General features: G+C 60.1%; 19 protein-coding genes and 1 other annotated feature. Of the genes, 16 read left to right on the forward strand and 3 right to left on the reverse strand.

The genetic code is table 11. The annotated features are described in order from the left end of the window. Together hslO and DWY95_RS06965 are read left to right on the forward strand one after the other, a co-directional pair. Complete coding sequence (gene hslO / locus DWY95_RS06960) at nt 1-918, forward strand: Hsp33 family molecular chaperone HslO (protein ID WP_118552908.1); 918 nt, start codon at nt 1-3, stop codon at nt 916-918. Continuing rightward, nucleotides 911-1,279: a tetratricopeptide repeat protein gene (locus DWY95_RS06965; protein WP_158577530.1), complete on the forward strand. Its 369-nt coding sequence runs from the start codon at nt 911-913 to the stop codon at nt 1,277-1,279. Before hslO ends, DWY95_RS06965 begins: the two co-directional genes overlap by 8 nt. Nucleotides 1,280-1,320: 41 nt before the next feature. Here the strand turns inward: DWY95_RS06965 and DWY95_RS06970 are convergent, their stop codons facing one another. Continuing rightward, on the reverse strand, nt 1,321-2,469 hold the full coding sequence (locus DWY95_RS06970; RefSeq protein ID WP_118552909.1) for a sporulation protein YqfD: 1,149 nt from the start codon (nt 2,467-2,469) through the stop codon (nt 1,321-1,323). Between the two features lie 12 nt (nt 2,470-2,481). After that, entirely contained in the window at nt 2,482-2,778 is a 297-nt protein-coding gene (locus DWY95_RS06975; protein WP_223381333.1) for a YabP/YqfC family sporulation protein, read from the reverse strand. Between the two features lie 75 nt (nt 2,779-2,853). Here DWY95_RS06975 and DWY95_RS06980 point away from each other — a divergent pair, with 75 nt between their 5' ends. From DWY95_RS06980 to tyrS, 14 genes are all read left to right on the forward strand, one after another. After that, complete coding sequence (locus DWY95_RS06980; RefSeq protein WP_243082638.1) at nt 2,854-3,927, forward strand: hypothetical protein; 1,074 nt, start codon at nt 2,854-2,856, stop codon at nt 3,925-3,927. 82 nt (nt 3,928-4,009) lie between these two features. Then, complete coding sequence (locus tag DWY95_RS06985) at nt 4,010-4,390, forward strand: Asp23/Gls24 family envelope stress response protein (protein WP_118553058.1); 381 nt, start codon at nt 4,010-4,012, stop codon at nt 4,388-4,390. Between the two features lie 15 nt (nt 4,391-4,405). Beyond that, nucleotides 4,406-4,849 (forward strand): transcription antitermination factor NusB, encoded by a 444-nt coding sequence (nusB, locus tag DWY95_RS06990; protein WP_097792265.1) that lies wholly within the window; start codon nt 4,406-4,408, stop codon nt 4,847-4,849. After that, complete coding sequence (locus DWY95_RS06995; RefSeq protein WP_118552911.1) at nt 4,846-5,787, forward strand: glycoprotease; 942 nt, start codon at nt 4,846-4,848, stop codon at nt 5,785-5,787. Before nusB ends, DWY95_RS06995 begins: the two co-directional genes overlap by 4 nt. After that, nucleotides 5,775-6,998: an exodeoxyribonuclease VII large subunit gene (gene xseA, locus DWY95_RS07000; RefSeq protein WP_118552912.1), complete on the forward strand. Its 1,224-nt coding sequence runs from the start codon at nt 5,775-5,777 to the stop codon at nt 6,996-6,998. Before DWY95_RS06995 ends, xseA begins: the two co-directional genes overlap by 13 nt. Then, complete coding sequence (gene xseB, locus DWY95_RS07005; RefSeq protein ID WP_243082640.1) at nt 6,976-7,197, forward strand: exodeoxyribonuclease VII small subunit; 222 nt, start codon at nt 6,976-6,978, stop codon at nt 7,195-7,197. Before xseA ends, xseB begins: the two co-directional genes overlap by 23 nt. A 13-nt stretch (nt 7,198-7,210) precedes the next feature. After that, nucleotides 7,211-8,092, forward strand: a complete 882-nt coding sequence (locus DWY95_RS07010; RefSeq protein ID WP_097792262.1) for a polyprenyl synthetase family protein — start codon at nt 7,211-7,213, stop codon at nt 8,090-8,092. Nucleotides 8,093-8,119: 27 nt separating this feature from the next. Then, entirely contained in the window at nt 8,120-8,590 is a 471-nt protein-coding gene (locus tag DWY95_RS07015) for a divergent PAP2 family protein (RefSeq protein ID WP_118552913.1), read from the forward strand. Nucleotides 8,591-8,646: 56 nt separating this feature from the next. Then, the gene (dxs, locus tag DWY95_RS07020) at nt 8,647-10,530 is read left to right on the forward strand and encodes a 1-deoxy-D-xylulose-5-phosphate synthase (protein WP_118552914.1); all 1,884 of its coding nucleotides are present in this window, start codon (nt 8,647-8,649) and stop codon (nt 10,528-10,530) included. Further along, the gene (locus DWY95_RS07025) at nt 10,527-11,330 is read left to right on the forward strand and encodes a TlyA family RNA methyltransferase (protein WP_118552915.1); all 804 of its coding nucleotides are present in this window, start codon (nt 10,527-10,529) and stop codon (nt 11,328-11,330) included. Before dxs ends, DWY95_RS07025 begins: the two co-directional genes overlap by 4 nt. Nucleotides 11,331-11,352: 22 nt before the next feature. Continuing rightward, complete coding sequence (locus DWY95_RS07030; RefSeq protein WP_118552916.1) at nt 11,353-12,204, forward strand: NAD(+)/NADH kinase; 852 nt, start codon at nt 11,353-11,355, stop codon at nt 12,202-12,204. Between the two features lie 24 nt (nt 12,205-12,228). Continuing rightward, nucleotides 12,229-12,714, forward strand: a complete 486-nt coding sequence (locus tag DWY95_RS07035; protein WP_118552917.1) for an arginine repressor — start codon at nt 12,229-12,231, stop codon at nt 12,712-12,714. A 16-nt stretch (nt 12,715-12,730) separates the two neighbouring features. Continuing rightward, on the forward strand, nt 12,731-14,407 hold the full coding sequence (gene recN, locus DWY95_RS07040) for a DNA repair protein RecN (RefSeq protein WP_118552918.1): 1,677 nt from the start codon (nt 12,731-12,733) through the stop codon (nt 14,405-14,407). Between the two features lie 34 nt (nt 14,408-14,441). Next, nucleotides 14,442-14,700, forward strand: a binding site (T-box leader). 64 nt (nt 14,701-14,764) lie between these two features. Beyond that, on the forward strand, nt 14,765-15,982 hold the full coding sequence (gene tyrS / locus DWY95_RS07045) for a tyrosine--tRNA ligase (protein ID WP_118552919.1): 1,218 nt from the start codon (nt 14,765-14,767) through the stop codon (nt 15,980-15,982). A 118-nt stretch (nt 15,983-16,100) separates the two neighbouring features. Here the strand turns inward: tyrS and DWY95_RS07050 are convergent, their stop codons facing one another. Next, nucleotides 16,101-16,568, reverse strand: coding sequence for an ACT domain-containing protein (locus DWY95_RS07050; protein WP_118552920.1), 468 nt, complete (start codon nt 16,566-16,568; stop codon nt 16,101-16,103). Nucleotides 16,569-16,593: the final 25 nt, after the last annotated feature.

Raw genomic sequence — 16,593 nt, forward strand, 5'->3', positions numbered from 1 at the left:
ATGTCGAATCTGATCCGCGGCCTGTCGGAAAACGGTGGTGTCGTCTTCTGCGGTGTGGACTCTACCGCGATCGTCCGCAAGGCCGAGCAGCTCCACAAGACCAGTGCGACCTGCAGCGCCGCCCTTGGCCGTCTGCTGACGGGGGCCGCCCTGATGGGCTCCATGCTCAAGGATGACCGGGACACCATCACCCTGCGCGTTTCGGGCAGCGGCCCGGCGGGCGTCCTCATCGCCTGCACCGATGGCACCGGCAACGTGAAGGGCTGCATCGACAACCCGCTGGTGGAGCTTCCGCTCAAGGAAAACGGCCATCTGGATGTCGGCGGTGCCGTCGGCATGGACGGTGTGCTGACCGTCATCCGGGATAACCGCCTGCAAAAAGAACCGACCGTCGGTCAAGTACCTCTTGTCTCCGGTGAGATCGCCGAAGACCTGACCAGCTACTATGCTTACAGTGAGCAGGTGCCCACCGTCTGTGCACTGGGCGTTCTGGTCGATAAAGACCTGACCATCGCCTGCGCAGGCGGCTATCTCATCCAGCTGCTGCCCGGTGCCACCGATGCCGAGATCACCCAGCTGGAACAGAACATTGCCGCCATGCCCTCCGTCACTGAAATGCTCCGCGCGGGCAAGACGCCGGAGGATATGATGCAGCTGGCCCTGAAGGGCTTTGAACCCAACGTCCTCGACGAGCGGGATGTCGCATACCAGTGCGATTGCAGCCACGAGCGCACCGAAGAGATGCTGCTCAGCCTCGGCAAAAAGGAACTGGAAAAACTCCGTGACGAGGACCCCAACTGCGAGGTCGTCTGCCACTTCTGCCACACCAAGTATCAGTTCGACCTGAACGAGCTGGTCCAAAAGGCTGTAGATAAGCACAAAACGCCCGTGCCGACTGAGGAAAATGAAAGTGTCTGATTACTATGCTCCTTGTAAAGAACTTGACGAATGTAATGCGTTGATTGAACAGTATTGGAACACAAAGCGATATGAATTGTGTTTTGCAGGACATTTGAAACTTGCAGAAAAGGGATATCCTCTGGCGGAATGTCAAGTGGGATATTTCTATCTGGAAGGTTATGGGGTTCAAAAAAATCTCACACAGGCATTTTATTGGACGGAACGTGCCGCGCAGCATGGTGACCGCGATGCACAATTCAATCTGGGGTGGTTCTATGAAAATGGAATCATTGTTCCAAAAGATTTGGAAATTGCAAATGTGTGGTATCATAAAGCGGCAGCGCAGCAACAGACGGATGCGTTGGAAAAATTAAAATAGTATGAAACAGCGGCAGAGAGTTTCTCGCTCTCTGCCGCCGTTTACTCTGCGCAGATATTGGCAACGATGGTATAAACGACCCGGTAATAGAGAATGTTGTTTTCGATGGAAACGTCCTCTTTTTGTGCCACAAACGCGGCGTCCGGATAGGCGTGGAAAAGCGCCTGCAAACTGTGCAGTTTCGCAAGCGCGAGCGCCTGCTCTTCGGTGTATGGAATTTCCTGCTCTGTTTGTTCGGAATACGTTGTCTCTTCTACCGAAAAGGGAAGGCCAAACCCAAGAATATCCGGTTGGATATGCCGTGTCGTCACAAGTGCAGTTTCTTCTGAAAAAGGCTTCCATGACGGAAGTGAAATGCGCTGCCCATTTATTGAGATCACCCGTTTTGAAAAGTGCTTTCCTGTCAGCCGTTTTGCAGTAATGTTCAGCGGTTCCTCCTGCGTATGCTCCCACTCCAATTGCGCAAAGACCGCACCGGCGGCAGGCTCATAGATCAACGTTCCGTCCCGCTCGGTGCGGGAGGTGCCAATGAGCAATTGCCCGGCCTCCACAGCCTGTCCCGGTGCAGCAAGCATCGTCCCGCTGACAAGGTTGGTGCGGACCACCGTTCCGGCCGCTTTGGCAAAGACGCCGTCTGCCTTCCCGGCGGCGATGTCGGGCACCGGCTTTGCGGCAGCTGCTTCCACCACGAGCCGCCCGTCCAGAAAGTTCAGGCTCGCCCAGGAAAACTCGCCGCTCTGCAAAAGAGCGTATTCGCCTGCGGTCAGTTTTTCCTGCGTGACAGCACTTCCGGGCATCAGCTGCACCTGCTCCCGCAGGATCGCCTCAGCCCGCGCTCGCTGCCCGGTGGTCAGGCTGCCTGCATCCACGGCCCAGACAAGATCCTGTGACCAGACCAGCAGGGGAACGAACAGTAAAACACCCACCCACAGCCCGCGCCGCCGCAGAAAGGGCCGCAGCCGGAAGTACAGCCCGGTGCGGGTCTGAATGCGCAGCCGTACCCGCCGCTTTCGGGCCAGTGCCGCAAGGTTTCGGTACTGCCAGGCCGCGCACCGGCCCGAAAAGCCGCCGGGTGCAGGGGAGACCGCTGAGAGATGCAGGCCCGCCCGCGCCGCTTCGGAGAGCAGGCTTTCGGCATCGCCGTTTTGCGCTGTGAACCACACCCCCGCCCAGAGCAGCCGTACATCCATCGTCTCTTCCTCCTAATGCCCACCGTCGCCGTCAAATTCGGTGCGCAGAACGCACCCCCGCAAAGTGATGCGGTGCGCGGCCAGCGTTTCGATGTGCAGTTCGTCTCCGTAGACCGTGAACCGCCCCCGCCGGAATTCCAGACAGAGCTTTTCTTCATCGTAGGTCAGGATGCGCCGGAACTGCTCGATCTCCATCCGGTCGCCGCTGCGGTAGACCGACGGCTGACCGTAAAACCCGCGCGGCGGCTGGCGGAACATCCGCCAGAGCCATTCGCGCAGGGAAAGTCGCCCGCTCCGCTGTTTTTTCACGCCCGCTCCCTCCCCGTACCTGCTATGCAAGGCAACGCCCCCTGTTCCATATATATGGAAGCGGAGGGGTTGCGTATGTATCAGATCGGTCTGTTTTTGTTGGCGGTTCTGGCGGGCGCACTGCCGTTTGCGGTGCCGCAGGCCTGCGGGCAGGCGCTTCGGGAGGGTCTGGCCCTCTGCGCCGGGCCGCTGCTGCTCTCGCTTTTTCCGTTTCTGGTGGTGTCGTCGCTGCTGGTCCAGTGCCCGGCGGGCGACCTATTGGCCATCCCGCTCCGGCCCGCGGCGTGGTGCATCGGGGTGCAGGCTCCCTGTGCGGCGCGGGTCCTGCTCATCGGTCTGTTCGGCGGCTTTGCCCCGGCAGCAAACGCGGCGGCACAGGCCGTCCGCACCGGGCAGCTCACCCCGCGTCAGGCGGATGCGCTCCTGCCCGCCTGCGTCTGTTCCGGGCCGTCGTTCGTGGTCCTAACGGTCGGGCAGACGCTGCTCCACAGTACAGAGCTTGGCATCCTGCTGTTTCTGGCGCAGGGGAGTGCCGGGTATCTTACGGCTGCGCTGCTGAATCGGCTTTCGGGGGCAGAGCAGCCGGCCACGTGCACAGCTCCGCCGCCCGAAGCCCCGCCGCCACAGCTGACCGACCTTCTCACGAATGCGACCATGGCCTATCTGAAACTCTGTGGTTTTGTGCTCTTCTTCCGGATGCTGGCGACGGGGGTGGGCGCTGTGTTCCCGCCTGCCGTGGGCACCGTGTGCGCCATGCTGTTGGAAGTCTGCTCCGGCTGCGACCTTGCCGCCCGCACCGGGCCGTGGGGCAGTCTGCTCTGCTGCGCCGCCCTCAGTGTGCAGGGGCTTTCGGTCCTGCTGCAGGTCCGTGCGCTCTGCCCGCCCGAAATGACTCTGCGGCCCCTGCTTGCGGGGCGGCTGCTCCACCTGCCGTTTTCGGTGGGGCTGTTCTGGCTGCTTTTGCCGCAGGGGGAGCAGAGCGTCTTCAGCACCCTGCCGCCGCAGGTGGTCCCGATGCGCCGTCTGCCGCCGGACTGCCTGCTGCTGGTGTTCTTTGTGTGCTGCCTTGCCGTCTGCCAGCTGACCCGCCTTTTGCAAAAGCCAGACCCGGAACCAAAAGAAACAGTTGTGAATCGGGCCGAAAGATGATATAATAAACATAAGCATTCAATGGCAGGGAACGCTCCCTGCAAAGATGGAAATAAAAAGAATGAGCGAACGCTCATTTCAGATGGAGGACCATAGAATGGATTTACAGAATATGGATCTTAACGGCGGGACCCTGCAGATTTCCACCGAGGTCATTGGCAAGATCGCGCGCTGCGCTGCACTGGAAGTGGACGGTGTGTCCGAGGTTTCCTGCGGCAAGCAGAACAAAAAAGTGAAGGACTTGCTGGAAGCCGCCAGCATCCAGCAGGCCGTTACCGTGGAAATGCGGGACGGCACCGCAGAGCTAACCCTGAATCTGGTGGTCGCTTTTGGTGCGCGCATCCCGGCCGTGGCCGAAAAAGTACAGGAAAACGTGAAGACTGCTGTTCAGAACATGACCAACGTGACCGTGAGCCGCGTCAATCTGGTCATTGCGGGTGTTGCCGCCGAAGAACAGGAATAAGGTGAGAGGAATACTATGGAAAATATTTTGCCCCGTCGTGAAGCCCGTGAGAATGCGTTTCTGCTGGCTTTTTCGCAGACGTTTGGTGACGTGCCCCTGCGGGAGGCTCTGCTCAACAACACCGAGGATGAAGAGCATCCCGTGGATGTGTTCGGCAAGCGGTTGCTGAACGCTTACTATGACCATTCTGCTGAGGTGGACGACCTCATCAGCAGCCATCTGCGCAACTGGACCATGTCCCGTCTGCCCCGCGTGAGCCTGACGGTGCTGCGCCTGGCTCTGGCAGAGATGCTGTACGGCGACGAGAAAAAGGTCGGCGTCGTCATCAACGAGGCGGTCGAACTGACCAAGAAATACGGAGCAGATGAGGATTACCAGTTCGTCAACGGCCTGCTGGGCACCGTCGCGCGGGAGCAGGGTCTGGACACTGCCGAAGATGCAGCGTCCGAAGAGCCGTGAGCCGCTATACACTGGGCATCGACACAAGCAATTATGCAACCTCTCTGGCAGTTTTTGACACAGCCGGAGAGGTTGTTTGTGCAAAGAAACGGTTTCTTCCGGTCAAGGAGGGCCAGCTGGGCCTCCGCCAGAGCGATGCGCTGTTCCACCACACCACCGCTCTGCCCGAAATGCTGGAGGAACTGAGCCGGGAGTTCGACCTGACGCAGATCGCGGCGGTGGGCGTTTCGCAGAAGCCCCGCCCCGTGGAGGGAAGCTACATGCCCTGCTTCCTGGCGGGCGTCAGTGCAGCTACGGCTTTTGCCAGAGCGCGGGGCATCCCACTCGTCCACACGACCCATCAGCAGGGGCATGCCGCCGCTGCTCTGTTTGCCGCCAAAGGGGAGGAGCTGTTCCGCCAGAAGGTGCTGCTCTTCCACATTTCCGGCGGCACCACCGACCTGCTGCTCTGCGACGAGGTCAGGCAGATCACGACGCTGGGCACCAGCAGTGATCTCTACGCCGGGCAGGCCGTGGACCGCGTGGGCGTCAAGCTGGGCTTTCCGTTCCCGGCAGGTGCCGAGGTCTCCCGTCTGGCAGCGCTGTGCGAAGAGCCCATCCGGCCAAAGTCCAGCGTCAAAGGGATGACGTGCAGTCTCTCCGGTCTGGAAAATCAGTGCAATGCGCTGCTGCAAGCCGGAAAAAGCCCGGAGTACGTCTGCAAATATTGCCTGCTCTGCGTGGCCGATACCGTCGTCCGGATGACGAAGGCGGCGCAGAAGGAATACCCCGGCCTGCCGGTGGTCTGCGCAGGCGGCGTTATGAGCAGCGACATCATCCGCGTGTGGGTGCAGCAGCGCCTGCCGCAGGTGTATTTCGTGCCGGGCCGGTATTCCAGCGACAACGCCATCGGTGTGTCCATCCTTGCCGCACGGGAGGCCGGATTATGGCTGAAGTGATCTCCGTCTCGGCGCTGAACCAATACGTCAAGACCCTGCTGGATGCCAACGACCTCCTGTTCGACCTTGCCCTCCGGGGCGAGATTGCGAACTTTGTTCAGAACGCCCGCAGCGGACACTGTTATTTCTCGCTGCGGGACGAGACGAGCAGCGTCAAAGCGGTGATGTTCCGGTCGGACGCGCGGCGGCTCGGTTTCCGCCCCGAAGAGGGGATGAAGGTTGTCGTCCGCTGCCGCGCCACCCTGTACGAGCGAGACGGTGCGTTCCAGGTCTATGTCAACGACATGTTCCCGGACGGCATCGGTTCGGCGCAGCTCGCCTTTGAGCAGCTGAAAGCAAAACTCGACCGGGAGGGTCTGTTTGCCGCCGAACGCAAAAAGCCGCTGCCCCGGTTCCCGAAGTGCATCGGCCTCGTCACCAGCAAGACGGGGGCTGCGCTGCAGGATATCCGGAACGTCATCGGGCGGCGGTGGCCCGCCGTGCGGTTGCTGCTCTGCCCGGTCAACGTGCAGGGATTTGAAGCGGCTGACGAGATCGCCGCAGCTATCGACCGGCTGGACAAGTCCGGTCAGGTGGACGAGATCATCGTGGCGCGCGGCGGCGGAAGCCGGGAAGACCTCTGGGTCTTCAATGCCGAGCGCATCGCGCGGGCCGCATCCCGCTGCAAAACACCGCTCATCAGCGCCATCGGTCACGAGATCGACTTTACGATCCTGGACTTTGTGGCAGACCAGCGCGCCCCGACCCCATCGGCGGCGGCAGAGCTTGCCGTGCCCGACCGGGCCGAATTTTCACGAAAATTATGCAATTTGGAAGAAAATATTCACATTTCTATCCAAAACAGGCTGAGTTTATGCTATAATAGGCTGGACGAAACGGTGCAGCCGCTTTCCCGGCAGAACATGCAGGCACAGCTTGCAGGCCGTCAGCAGCAGTTGGAGGCAGTTTCCGGGCAGCTGCAAACGGCCGCGCGGGAAAAGCAGCAGGACGCCGGGCTGCGTCTGCGCCATGCGGCTGCGCTGGCTGCAACGCTGAACCCGTATGGCGTCCTCGCGCGGGGCTATGCGCTCGTGCAGGACGAAAAAGGCCGCATCTGTGCGCCGGACGCCCTTCGCGAAGGGCAGAAGATGACGCTCTGCGGCGCAGTGAACCGCATCCATTGTACCGTGGATGCCGTGGAGGGACCCAATGAGAGCACCCAAGAGCTTTGAAGAAGGAATGGACCGGCTGGAAGGCATCCTTGACCAGATGCAGCAGCCGGAAACGACGCTGGCGGAATCGGTCAAGCTCTATGCGGAGGCCGCATCCCTGACCGATTACTGCCGCACAACGTTGGAAAAGGCTTCGCTGCAGCTGGACGAGATCGACGCCAAGCGCACCGCCGCCCCGCAGCCGGAAGCAGACAACTAAGGAGGATCTATCAATGGATTACGCAAAGCAGTATCAGGAGTATCTGGTGCGGGTCAATGCTGCGCTGGAGACTGCCTGCAACACCTATCTGCCCGAAGAGTCGGACGTCTGCCGTGCAGCCCGCTACAGCCTGCTGGGCGGCGGAAAGCGCATCCGTGCTGTACTGGTGCTGGCCGTCTGCGATATGCTGAACGGTGATGCCGCCGCTGCAGACCAGTTTGCCGCCGCCGTGGAGATGCTGCACTGCTATTCGCTGATCCACGACGATCTGCCCTGCATGGACAACGACGACCTGCGCCGGGGCAAGCCCTCCTGCCACAAGGCATTTGGCGAGGCCACGGCCATGCTGGCCGGTGATGTCCTGCTGACCGAGGCATTTGATGTCATCGCCAACGTCGAAGCCCCTGCCATCGTCAATGTGCGGGCGGCCAGGGCGCTGGGAGCCGGTGCGGGCAGCCGCGGCATGGTCTACGGCCAGGAGCTGGATCTGAAATATGAGGCTCTGGCTGCGACCGAAGAGCAGCTGCGCCTCATCCACCGCAACAAGACCGGCGCGCTCATCAACGCAGCCGTCCAGATGGGCGCTGCCGCTGCGCAGGCCAACGAGACCCAGTGCCGGGAGCTGGAGGGCTACGCCTACGGCATCGGTCTGGTGTTCCAGATCGTGGACGATGTGCTGGATGTCATCGGCTCGCAGGAGCAGCTGGGCAAGCCCATCGGCAGCGACAGCGAGAACGGCAAGACCACCTTCGTCACCCTCTACGGTACCGAGGGTGCGATGGAGCTGGCCCGCAGGCTGAACGAGCAGACCTGCGCGTCTCTGCGCGCAGAATTTGGCGAAAAGAGCGCCTTCCTGGAGCAGCTTGCCAGGGAACTGCTGGTCCGCCGCAGCTGAATAAACAAAAAAGAAAGAGAGCATAACATGCAACTGATCCGCGATGTTTTGAACCTGAATCCGATCCTGACGGTGGCGCTTCTGGCGTGGTTCGTCGCGCAGGTATTGAAGACCCTCATCAATTTTATCCTGCTGGGCAAGTTCCAGCTGGAGCGGATGTGGGGAGACGGCGGTATGCCCAGCGCCCACAGCGCGACCGTCTGCGCCATGGTCATCGCCACGGCCCGGAGCGAGGGCTTCGGCTCGGCGATCTTTGCGGTGGCCGCAGTCGTCGCCATCATCACGATGCACGACGCCATGGGTGTCCGCCGCGAGACCGGCGAACAGGCCAAGGTGCTGAACAAGATGATCGAGCAGTGGATCGACGTAACGGAAAAGAACGCCCCCTTCCTCCAGAACATGCACCTGAAGGAAATGGTCGGCCACACGCCGCTGCAGGTCCTGGCCGGTTTTGTGGTCGGCTGCGTGGTCGGGGCGCTGTACCCGATGGCGCTCTGAGCTGATCTTTAGCGGGCAGACCCGCTGATTCCAAATTGTGAGAAGGACGTGAATCTATGAATTCGCCTTTGCTGGAAAAAATCTCGCAGCCCAGCGATCTCAAAAAGCTCTCCGGCCAGCAGGTCGAGCAGCTTTGTGCGGACATCCGCGAATTTTTATTGGAAAACGTATCCAAGACCGGTGGCCATCTGGCCTCCAACCTGGGGGCTGTAGAGCTGACGGTAGCGCTGCACCGCGTCTTTGCGACCCCGCAGGACGAGATCGTGTTCGATGTGGGCCACCAGTGCTATACGCACAAGCTGCTGACCGGCCGCCGCGAGGGCTTTGCAAAGCTCCGCCAGCTCGACGGCCTGTCCGGTTTCCCGAACCCCAACGAGAGTGAACACGACGCCTTCATTTCCGGCCACGGCAACACCGCGCTGTCGGTCGGCATCGGCATTGCGTGGGCCAAAAAGCTGCGGGGGGAGCCGGGGCAGGTGATCGTGCTCATCGGCGACGGTGCCTTTACCGGCGGCATGGTCTACGAGGGAATGAACAACATCGGCAGCCTGGACAATCTGCTCGTCGTTCTGAACGACAACAAGATGTCCATCTCCAAAAATGTGGGTGCGCTGTCCCGCTACCTCAAGCGTCTGCGCACCACCAACCGCTACTTCGATGCCAAGGAGAATGTGCGCAGCTTTCTGGACCACGTGCCTGTGGTCGGCACACCGCTCAAGGTGACCATCCAGAACAGCAAGGCCATGGTGCGCCGCGCCATGTACCACTCCACCATGTTTGAGGATATGGGCTTCCATTACTACGGCCCCTTTGATGGCAACAATGAGCAGGAAGTCGAGCGGATCCTGCGCAGCATCCATAAGCAGCCCGGCCCGCACTTCCTGCATGTCGTCACGAAAAAGGGCAAGGGTTACGCGCCCGCCGAGAGCAACCCCGGCAACTTCCACGGCGTCTCGAAGTTCGACCTCATCGACAGCATCCCGGACCCGGAGGTCGCCCCGAAGGAATCGTTCTCGACCGTATTCGGCAACCTGCTGAATCAGGAGGGAGCAGCGGACAAAACCATCTGCGCCATCACGGCAGCGATGAAGTACGGCACCGGTCTGCAATTCTTTGCACACACGCACCCGGAGCGGTTCTTCGATGTAGGCATGGCCGAGCAGCATGCAGTGACCTTTGCCGCCGGTCTTGCCAGCCAGGGGATGCTGCCGGTGGTCTGCATTTATTCCACCTTTTTACAGCGCTCCTATGACCAGATCATCCACGACGTCAACCTGCTCAATGAGAACGTCGTCTTCGCCATCGACCGTGCCGGTTTTGTCCCGGCCGATGGTGAGACCCATCAGGGCATCTTTGACCCGGCTTTCCTGAGCCAGGTCGGCATCCCCATCTATTCGCCGTCGAACTATGCGGAGCTGCGGCACTGGCTGCCGGTCCTGCTGGGCAAGGACCAGAAAGGCCCCCGCGCCATCCGCTATCCGCGCGGCGGCGAAAGCGCGGTGCTGGCGGCTTACGGCTGTTCGGGCAAAGCGTACGACCGGATGCACACGGCACCCGGCGCGCAGGTCGCACTGGTCAGCTACGCCGACGAAGTAGAAGATGTGCTCCAGACCGCCCAGCTTCTGGGGGAGGAAAACCTGCCCTGCGACGTCTACAAGCTTGTAAAGATATTCCCCTTTACAGATGATCTCATTGAAGAAATCCGTCGCTATCCGGTCGTTTTGTTTGCCGAAGAGTGTGTCGCCTGCGGCGGCATCGGCGAGCACCTCGAAGCCGCACTGCATCGGGCAGGCTGGAAGGGAACTTACATCCACCGGGCCGTTGAAAACGTTCGTCTGCCCCACGCGACCGTCCCGCAGATCAAGGAGGCGACCGGTCTGGACGCCGCCCATCTGGCACAGGCAGTCCGTGAGCACAGGAAAGGAGAAACTGCATCTTGAAAATCCGATTGGATCAATATCTGGTTCAGCATGGCCTGATCCAGAGCCGTGAACGTGCCAAAGCCATGATCATGTCCGGCGTCGTCTTCGTCAACGAGCAGAAGGTGGACAAGGCCGGTGAGATGATCAAGGAAGACGCCAAAGTCGAGGTGCGCGGCCACGACATCGGTTATGTCAGCCGCGGTGGTCTGAAGCTGGAAAAAGCAATGCAGTGCTTCCCACTGACCCCCAACGGCAAAGTCTGCATGGACATCGGTGCGTCCACCGGCGGCTTCACCGACTGCATGCTCCAAAATGGTGCGGTCAAGGTCTATGCCGTCGATGTCGGCTACGGCCAGCTGGCCTGGAAACTGCGCACCGACGAGCGGGTCGTGAACATGGAGCGCACCAACATCCGCAGCGTTACCCCCGATCAGCTGGGCGAACCCATTGAATTTTTCAGTGTAGATGTCTCGTTCATCTCGCTGCATCACATCTTCCCGGTGGCGCAGGCGATCACCACACCAGACGCCATGGGCGTCTGTCTGGTCAAACCGCAGTTCGAGTCCGGCCGCGAAAAGGTCGGCAAGAACGGCGTCGTGCGCGACCCGGCCACCCATTGCGAGGTGCTGCACAATGCGATGGGCTACGCAGCGGCCAACGGCTTCGCCGTGCGCGGGCTGGATTTCAGCCCCGTCAAAGGCCCGGAAGGCAACATTGAGTACCTGATGTTCGTGCAGAAGAGCGCAGAGCCCGCCGTGCTGGACGACAGTGTGGCAAAACAGGTCGTGGAAGCCAGCCATTCGACGCTGGACCACTGAGAGCAGAAAGAAGGTGCTGGGTGTGACTGTTTATATTTCACCCAACCCCGGCAAAGCGATGGCCTACGGCATCTCGCAGCGGGCCGCGCAGATCCTGCTGACCCACGGTGCCAGGGTGCTGATGCAGACCGACCTCAAGGCTGTGTGCGACACGATGGGCGTGGAGTATCTGTCGCAGGAGGAATGCCTCAAAAAAACGGATGTCATCCTGACCATCGGCGGGGATGGCACCATCCTGCACGAGGCCAACCTCTCGCTGGAATACCGGAAGCCCATCCTCGGCATCAACCTGGGGCGCTGCGGCTTTCTGGCCACCTGTGAGATTAACGAGATGGAACAGAAGCTCTCTGCCGTTGCGCGGGGAGATTATCTGCTGGACAACCGGATGCTGCTTTACGTCCGCGTTCTGGGCGACGACAGCTGGGAGGGCCACGCCCTCAACGATGTCGTCATCACCAAAGGCCGTTTGCAGCAGGCCATTGATTTCAGCATCTACTGCGATGACATTCTGGTCGAGCATTACCGCGGAGATGGTGTGATCGTGGCTACGCCAACCGGCTCCACGGCCTATTCGCTGGCAGCCGGCGGGCCCATCCTGGACTCGCAGACCAAGGGCGTGGTCGTCACGCCCATCTGCCCGCACAGTCTGGCCAGTCCGGCCATGGTGTTTGCGCAGGAACGCAAGATCAACATCTGCGTCGGTCAGGTCGCGGACGAGGAAGTCTTCGTCAGCTGCGATGGTGCGGCAGGCTATTCTCTGCATGCCGGTGCCACCGCCGAAGTGCGGCTGAGTGACCAGATCGTGCAGCTCATCACCTTCAGCAAAGCCGACCAGTTTCAGGCCATCGACCAGAAACTGCGCGGCAGACGGTAAGTTTTGACAGAAAGGGGAACCGATATGGCCAGCAGCCGAGGCGATGCCAAAACCAAGCGGGAGCGTCAGCAGACGATCCTGCGGCTGATCCAGGAGCATCCGATCAGCCGTCAGGAGTCCCTGCTTGACCATCTGCGAAATGAGGGATTCGATGCCACACAGGCCACGATCTCCCGCGATATCCGGGAGCTCAGCCTGGTCAAAGCGGCCACGAGCACCGGCTACCGGTATGTTTCCAGCCACAACGAGGCGCTGAACCCGAAGATCCAGAGCCGTTTTGAGACGATCTTCCATGAGTCTGTTCTGGGGGTGGATTTTGCCGGACACGTCGTTCTGGTCAAATGCTACTCCGGCATGGCGAACGCCGCCTGTGAGGTGTTTGACGCCCTGAAATGGAAAAATGTTGTCGGAACTTTGTCCGGCGACGATACCTTCCTGATCGTGACCCGCTCGGAGCGCGATGCAAAGACCATCTGCTCGGAGCTGACCCACCACATCGGACAGAAATAATGCGGGAGAAATTACCATGCTGAGCAGCCTGCAAATTGAAAATGTTGCAGTCATCCAGAAAGCCGACGTGCATTTTGAAAAGGGCCTGAACGTCCTCACCGGCGAGACGGGCGCGGGCAAGTCGATTTTGATTGACTCCATCAATGCCATTCTCGGCAACCGGACATCCAAAGACCTTGTGCGCACCGGGGCGGCCAAAGCGGTCATCCGTGCCGCCTTTGATGACGTGCCGGGTGCTGTGCTGGACAGCCTGGAAAAGGCCGGATATGAGCGCTCCGATGCCCTGACCCTGAGCCGCGAGATCACAGCCGAGGGCAAAAGCACCTGCCGCATCAATGGGATGCCTGCCACAGCCGCCATCCTGCGGGAGCTGTGCGGCGGGCTGATCAACATCAACGGCCAGCACGACTCCGTCGGCCTGCTGAACCCAGCCCATCACGAGGGGATTTTGGACGCTTATGCGCAGAATGGTGCCGCATTTCAGGCGTATTATACCGTTTACCGGGAGCTGATCAAGGTCAAAAAAGAGCTGGATGCCATCATCACCGATGAGACCGAAAAGCAGCGGAAGATCGACCTGCTGAGCTATCAGGTGCAGGAGATCGAGGATGCCGCCCTGACCGAAGGCGAGGAGGAGACGCTGAACGCCCGCCGCAAGGTGCTGGCGAACGCCTCCACCATCCGGGAGCGGATCTCTCAGTGCTATGCACTTCTTTCCGGCGATGATGAGACGCCCGGCGCGGTGGACCTGCTGGGCGAAGCCTCCAACGCGATCGACGCAGCAGCGCAGGTGGACAACACGCTTTCGGATGCCGCCGGGCAGCTGCTCGATCTCTATTATACAGCCAAAGACGTCTCGGCTGACCTCATCGGGCGGCTGGACGGATATGATACAAATGATGCAGAGCTGGACGAGATCGAGCAGCGCATCGACCTCATCTACAAGCTCAAGCGCAAGTATGGCGACACGGTAGAAGACATCATCGCCTTTGGAAAGACCGCGCGAGAAGAGCTGGACCGCATCCAGTTTTCGCAGGAGCGGGCCGAACATCTGCAAGCGGAAAAACACCGTCTGTATGTTCTGGCGCGGGACAAGGCCGAGGTCCTGACCCAGACCCGTCTGCGGGCCTTTGAGGAGCTGAACAGGCGCATCTCCGGTACGCTGGATTTCCTCAACATGCCCGGCGTCCGGATGACGCTCCGCCATGCGCGTGGCCCGCTGGCCAGCCATGGACAGGACAGCGTGGAATTTTATATTTCCACCAACCCCGGTGAGGCCCCGAAGCCTCTGGCAAAGATCGCGTCCGGCGGCGAGCTGAGCCGCATCACACTGGCCATCAAGAACGCGATGGCCGATAAAGATGCCGTGCCCACCGTCATCTACGATGAGATCGACAGCGGCGTTTCGGGCAAGGCGGCCAGCCGCATCGGCGAGGTGCTCAAACAGAGCGCGCAGGATCATCAGATCCTCTGCATCACGCATACGGCACAGATTGCCGCTCTGGCCGACTGCCATCTGCTCATTCAGAAAAATGTTGCAAACGAGCGCACCTATACCGAGATCCATCCGTTGGATCAGGAGGGCCGGGTGGATGCTCTGGCGCACATCATCTCCGGCGACCATGTCACCGAGCTTTCCCGTGCCAACGCGCGGGAAATGCTGGGCCTTGCCGAGAGCGAAACTCGTGATTGACAAGTTTCTGGAATTGTGCTACACTGGCTTTTGTTGAAAGGCGATGAAGGGAACAAGTACCCTGAAGCGCTCTGCCCAGAGAGGCCCCGGTCGGTGCAAGGGGCGTGCAGAGCAGCGGGGGAAATACCTCCCGGAGCTGTAAGCTGAATGAGAGAACTCTCTAGTAGGCTGTGCCGCGTGCGAGCGTTACAAACGCAGGAGTGTCGTCCTACTCTGGGGCATGCACTCGTGAGGCCGCTTCCGTGAGGGAACGGCAAACAGAGGTGGTACCGCGAACATTTCTCGCCCTCTGCCAAATTTATTTTGGCAGGGGGCGTTTTTTATCCCTCTGCCCACAAAACAGGAGGAAAAAAACTCATGACTCTGTACGAAGAACTCAAAGCCCGCGGTCTGGTGGCGCAGATCACCGACGAGGAGATCATCGACCTCATCAACAACGGCAAGGCAACCTTCTACATCGGCTTCGACTGCACTGCCGACAGCCTGACCGCAGGCCATTTCATGGCGCTGACCCTGATGAAGCGCCTGCAGATGGCTGGCAACAAGCCCATCGCCCTGATCGGCGGCGGCACCACCATGATCGGCGATCCCTCCGGCCGCACCGACATGCGCAAGATGCTGACCAAAGAGGACATCGCCCACAATGCCGCCTGCTTCAAAAAGCAGATGGAAAAGTTCATCGACTTCTCCGAGGGCAAGGCCCTGATGCTGAATAACGCCGACTGGCTGCTGAACCTGAACTACGTCGAGCTGCTGCGTGACGTGGGTGCCTGCTTCTCGGTCAACAACATGCTGCGCGCCAAGTGCTACGAGCAGCGGATGGAGAAGGGCCTGTCCTTCCTCGAATTCAACTACATGATCATGCAGAGCTACGACTTCTACTACATGTTCCAGCACTACGGCTGCAACATGCAGTTCGGCGGCGACGACCAGTGGAGCAACATGCTGGGCGGCACTGAGCTCATCCGCCGCAAGCTGGGCAAGGACGCCTACGCCATGACCATCACCCTGCTGACCGACTCCCAGGGCAAGAAGATGGGCAAGACCGCCGGCAATGCCGTCTGGCTCGACCCCAACAAGACCAGCCCCTTCGAGTTCTACCAGTACTGGCGCAATGTCGGCGATGCCGATGTCATGAAGTGCATCCGGATGCTGACCTTCCTGCCGCTGGAGCAGATCGACGAGATGGCCACCTGGAAGGATCAGCGCCTGAACGAGGCAAAGGAGATCCTGGCCTACGAGCTGACCAGCATGGTCCACGGCAAGGAAGAGGCCGACAAAGCCCAGAACGCCGCCCGCGCCCTGTTCAGCGGTGCAGCCGATACCGAGCACATGCCCACTACCCAGCTGACCGAGGCAGACCTGACGGACGGCTCCATCGGCATCCTGACCGTGATGGTCAAGGCCGGTCTGGCCGCCTCCAACGGCGAGGCCCGCCGTCTGGTCACCCAGGGAGGCGTTCTCGTCGATGGTGAGAAGGTCGCCGCTCCCACCGTCAGCTTCACGGCTGAGCAGCTGGCCAATGGCATCGTCATCAAGAAGGGCAAGAAGATCTACCACAAGGTCACACTGTAAAGCGCTTTTGCAAAACACAGCAAACCACCCATAACATTAAGAGCCGCCCGCTTCTCAAAACCGAGAAGCGGGCGGCTCTTGTTGCACGTTGAAAATATTTGAGAACGATCGGGCTTTTTTACAGCTCGAATGCCTTCTTCAGCACATCGTAGGCAGCATCTTCGTTTTCTGCGCGAACCAGAAGGGAAATATCCAGATCGCTGGTGGTGATGAGCAGCACTTCGATATCTGCCATGGCCAGAGCGTTCAGGGCACGGGCTGCCACACCGCAGCTGGTGACCATCTCTTCACCGAAGAGGTTCAGCTTGGAGTAGCCCACACTGATGAGCGGGGAGGCCTTGGCATCCTTGTCAAGGTTGGCGGCCGAGATGGCTTTCATCACGAGGGGCAGGTCGCTGGCCGAGGCCGTAAAGCTGAAATCCATGGTGGTGCCATGGGGTGCGCTCTGGCTGATCATATCCACCACGACGCCGGTATCCGCAAAAATCTGCAAATACCGTGCCAGACTGTTGTCCTTGAACTCGACATCCTGGACGCTGATCATCATCAGACTGGGTTCAATGCTGATCTTCGAAACACCGTACATAGTAAACACTCCATTCTGCCCATAC

This window comes from Faecalibacterium sp. AF28-13AC, from assembly GCF_003478405.1.
GTDB classification, from domain to species: Bacteria; Bacillota; Clostridia; order Oscillospirales; family Ruminococcaceae; genus Faecalibacterium; species Faecalibacterium prausnitzii_E.

Coding starts and splice junctions, on each gene's coding strand:
- DWY95_RS07050 (WP_118552920.1), bottom strand. CDS start 16,568: ATGTACGGTGTTTCGAAGATCAGCATTGAACCCAGTCTGATGATGATC.
- xseA (WP_118552912.1), top strand. CDS start 5,775: ATGGCTGAAGTGATCTCCGTCTCGGCGCTGAACCAATACGTCAAGACC.
- xseB (WP_243082640.1), top strand. CDS start 6,976: ATGAGAGCACCCAAGAGCTTTGAAGAAGGAATGGACCGGCTGGAAGGC.
- recN (WP_118552918.1), top strand. CDS start 12,731: ATGCTGAGCAGCCTGCAAATTGAAAATGTTGCAGTCATCCAGAAAGCC.
- dxs (WP_118552914.1), top strand. CDS start 8,647: ATGAATTCGCCTTTGCTGGAAAAAATCTCGCAGCCCAGCGATCTCAAA.
- DWY95_RS06985 (WP_118553058.1), top strand. CDS start 4,010: ATGGAGGACCATAGAATGGATTTACAGAATATGGATCTTAACGGCGGG.
- DWY95_RS07015 (WP_118552913.1), top strand. CDS start 8,120: ATGCAACTGATCCGCGATGTTTTGAACCTGAATCCGATCCTGACGGTG.
- tyrS (WP_118552919.1), top strand. CDS start 14,765: ATGACTCTGTACGAAGAACTCAAAGCCCGCGGTCTGGTGGCGCAGATC.
- hslO (WP_118552908.1), top strand. CDS start 1: ATGTCGAATCTGATCCGCGGCCTGTCGGAAAACGGTGGTGTCGTCTTC.
- nusB (WP_097792265.1), top strand. CDS start 4,406: ATGGAAAATATTTTGCCCCGTCGTGAAGCCCGTGAGAATGCGTTTCTG.
- DWY95_RS07035 (WP_118552917.1), top strand. CDS start 12,229: ATGGCCAGCAGCCGAGGCGATGCCAAAACCAAGCGGGAGCGTCAGCAG.
- DWY95_RS06970 (WP_118552909.1), bottom strand. CDS start 2,469: ATGGATGTACGGCTGCTCTGGGCGGGGGTGTGGTTCACAGCGCAAAAC.
- DWY95_RS06980 (WP_243082638.1), top strand. CDS start 2,854: ATGTATCAGATCGGTCTGTTTTTGTTGGCGGTTCTGGCGGGCGCACTG.
- DWY95_RS07010 (WP_097792262.1), top strand. CDS start 7,211: ATGGATTACGCAAAGCAGTATCAGGAGTATCTGGTGCGGGTCAATGCT.